Origin of the sequence: Pseudomonas sp. CM25 (assembly GCF_013179705.1) — a bacterium.
Taxonomy (GTDB): Bacteria; Pseudomonadota; Gammaproteobacteria; order Pseudomonadales; family Pseudomonadaceae; genus Aquipseudomonas.
The window spans coordinates 1-2,524 of record NZ_JABMCW010000539.1; the positions used below are offsets into that span (position 1 = coordinate 1).

A 2,524-nucleotide genomic window follows, 5' to 3' on the forward strand; every position below is an offset into this window, starting at 1 on the left:
GTCCCGTACACCGCCACCCTGGCCATGGTCGCCAGCGCCTCGATGGCCGGCGTGCCATTGATGAACGGTTTTCTGTCGAAAGAAATGTTCTTCGCCGAGACCGTGTTCATCAGCAGCACCGCCTGGGTCGAAGCGACATTGCCGGTGATCGCCACTCTGGCCGGCACCTTCAGCGTCGCCTACGCCTTGCGATTTACCGTCGATGTATTCTTCGGCCCCCCCGCCCAGGACTTGCCCCACACCCCGCACGAGCCGCCGCGCTGGATGCGCGCCCCGGTCGAGCTGCTGGTGCTGACCTGCCTGGTGGTAGGGATATTCCCTGCGCAATCCGTCGGCCCCTTGCTGGCCGCTGCGGCCATGCCGGTAGTCGGCGGCACCTTGCCGGAATACAGCCTGGCCATCTGGCATGGCTGGAATGCCCCGATGATCATGAGCCTGGTAGCCATGAGCGGCGGTATCCTCCTGTACCTGTTGCTGCGCAAGCAGCTACAGCTGGGCCGATTCCCCTATCCACCGCTGATCGGACGGTTCAACGGCAAGCGCCTGTTCGAGCATGGCCAGGTCCTGCTGATGGTAATGGCACGGCGCATAGAGCGCCTGCTCACCACCCGTCGCCTGCAGTCGCAGCTGTTCATGCTGGTGGTAGCCGCATTCCTCGCTGGCCTCACGCCCATGCTCTACAGCGGCCTGACCTGGGGTGAGCGGCCGAAGATTCCGGGTTCGGGGGTGTTCGTCGCGCTGTGGCTGATTGCCATTGCTTGCGCTATCGGTGCCGCTTACCAGGCCAAGTATCACCGTCTGGCAGCACTGATCATGGTCAGCGTTTGCGGCCTTATGACCTGTATCACCTTTGTCTGGTTCTCCGCGCCCGATCTGGCGCTGACCCAACTGGTGGTGGAAGTGGTCACCACCGTACTGATCCTGCTAGGCCTGCGCTGGCTGCCGCGACGTATCGAAGGCGTGTCGCCGCTGCCCGGCAGCCTGGAGCGCGCGCGCATGCGCCGCCTGCGCGACCTGCTGCTGGCGGTGTTGGTGGGTGGTGGCATGGCCGTGCTGTCCTACGCCATGCTGACCCGGCCAACACCCAACGACATTTCCTCGTTCTACCTGAGCCGGGCGCTGCCACAGGGCGGCGGCACCAATGTGGTCAATGTGATGCTGGTGGACTTCCGTGGCTTCGACACCCTTGGTGAAATCACCGTGCTGGTGGCCGTGGCCGTGACGGTGTTTGCCCTGCTGCGGCGCTTCCGCCCACCGAAAGAGAGCATGCAACTGCCGGCACAGCAACGCCAGCTGGCACCGGACGTGGTTACCGACCTGATCAACCCGCGGCATGCCACCGACACTGCGCTGGGCTTCATGATGGTGCCCGCAGTGCTGGTGCGCCTGCTGCTGCCGATCGCCCTGCTGGTGTCGATGTACCTGTTCATGCGCGGCCACAACCAGCCAGGTGGCGGCTTTGTCGCCGGCCTGGTGATGTCGGTGGCGTTCATCCTGCAGTACATGGTGGCCGGCACCCAGTGGGTCGAGGCACAGATGAGCCTGCGGCCGCTGCGCTGGATGGGCACCGGGCTGCTGTGCGCGACCCTGACCGGGGTTGGCGCCATGCTGCTCGGTTACCCGTTCCTCACCACGCACACCGCCCACCTGCACCTGCCGCTGCTCGGCGACGTGCACGTGGCCAGCGCGCTGTTCTTCGATGTCGGCGTGTACACCGTGGTGGTCGGCTCGACGCTGCTGATCCTCACTGCCCTGGCGCACCAGTCGGTGCGTGCCTACCGCCCGGGCACCCCGTCGAAAACCAGCCAAGCAGGAGCCGTCTGATGGAAGAAGTGATTGCAGTCGCCATCGGCGTGCTGGCCGCCTCGGGGGTGTGGTTGATCCTGCGCCCGCGTACCTACCAGGTGATCATGGGCCTGTGCCTGTTGTCGTACGGGGTCAACCTGTTCATCTTCAGCATGGGCAGCCTGTTCATCGGCAAGGAGCCTATCATCAAGGACGGGGTTACCCAGGACCTGCTGCACTACACCGACCCCCTGCCGCAGGCGCTGGTGCTCACTGCCATCGTCATCAGTTTCGCCATGACCGCGCTGTTCCTGGTGGTGTTGCTGGCCTCGCGCGGCTTGACCGGCACCGACCATGTGGACGGTCGGGAGCGTGACGAATGAGCGGCATGAGCCAACTGATCGTCGCGCCTATCCTGCTGCCACTGGTCACCGCAGCCGTCATGTTGCTGCTGGGCGAGAAAAATCGGCAGCTCAAGGCCCGACTGAACCTGCTGTCGACCTTCGCCGGCCTGGGCATCGCAGTCAGCCTGCTGATGTGGGTACGCACCCAGGGCCAGGCAGAGTCGATTGGCGTCTATCTGCCGGGCAACTGGCCGGCCCCATTCGGTATCGTGCTGGTAGTGGACCACCTGTCGGCCCTGCTGCTGACCCTGACCGGCATCATCGGTTTCAGCGCCCTGCTGTTTGCCCGCGCCCGTTGGGACGGCGCCGGGGCCAGTTTCCATGCGCTGTTCCAG

Annotated in this window: 2 protein-coding genes and 1 pseudogene; all 3 read left to right on the forward strand. The window is 64.9% G+C overall.

What is annotated here, in order from left to right:
• Positions 1-1,824 (forward strand): hydrogen gas-evolving membrane-bound hydrogenase subunit E (mbhE, locus tag HP546_RS29120; protein ID WP_172233001.1); only part of this gene is annotated, 1,824 nt, incomplete at its 5' end.
• The gene (locus HP546_RS29125) at positions 1,824-2,168 is read left to right on the forward strand and encodes a Na+/H+ antiporter subunit C (RefSeq protein ID WP_003250128.1); all 345 of its coding nucleotides are present in this window, start codon (positions 1,824-1,826) and stop codon (positions 2,166-2,168) included. The genes mbhE and HP546_RS29125, both read left to right, overlap by 1 nt.
• Positions 2,165-2,524, forward strand: a pseudogene (locus tag HP546_RS29130) (cation:proton antiporter); the annotation flags it as partial. The gene HP546_RS29125 and the pseudogene HP546_RS29130, both read left to right, overlap by 4 nt.

Excerpts from the sequence above, each read along its gene's own strand:
- HP546_RS29125 (WP_003250128.1), top strand. The coding sequence starts at position 1,824 with ATGGAAGAAGTGATTGCAGTCGCCATCGGCGTGCTGGCCGCCTCGGGG.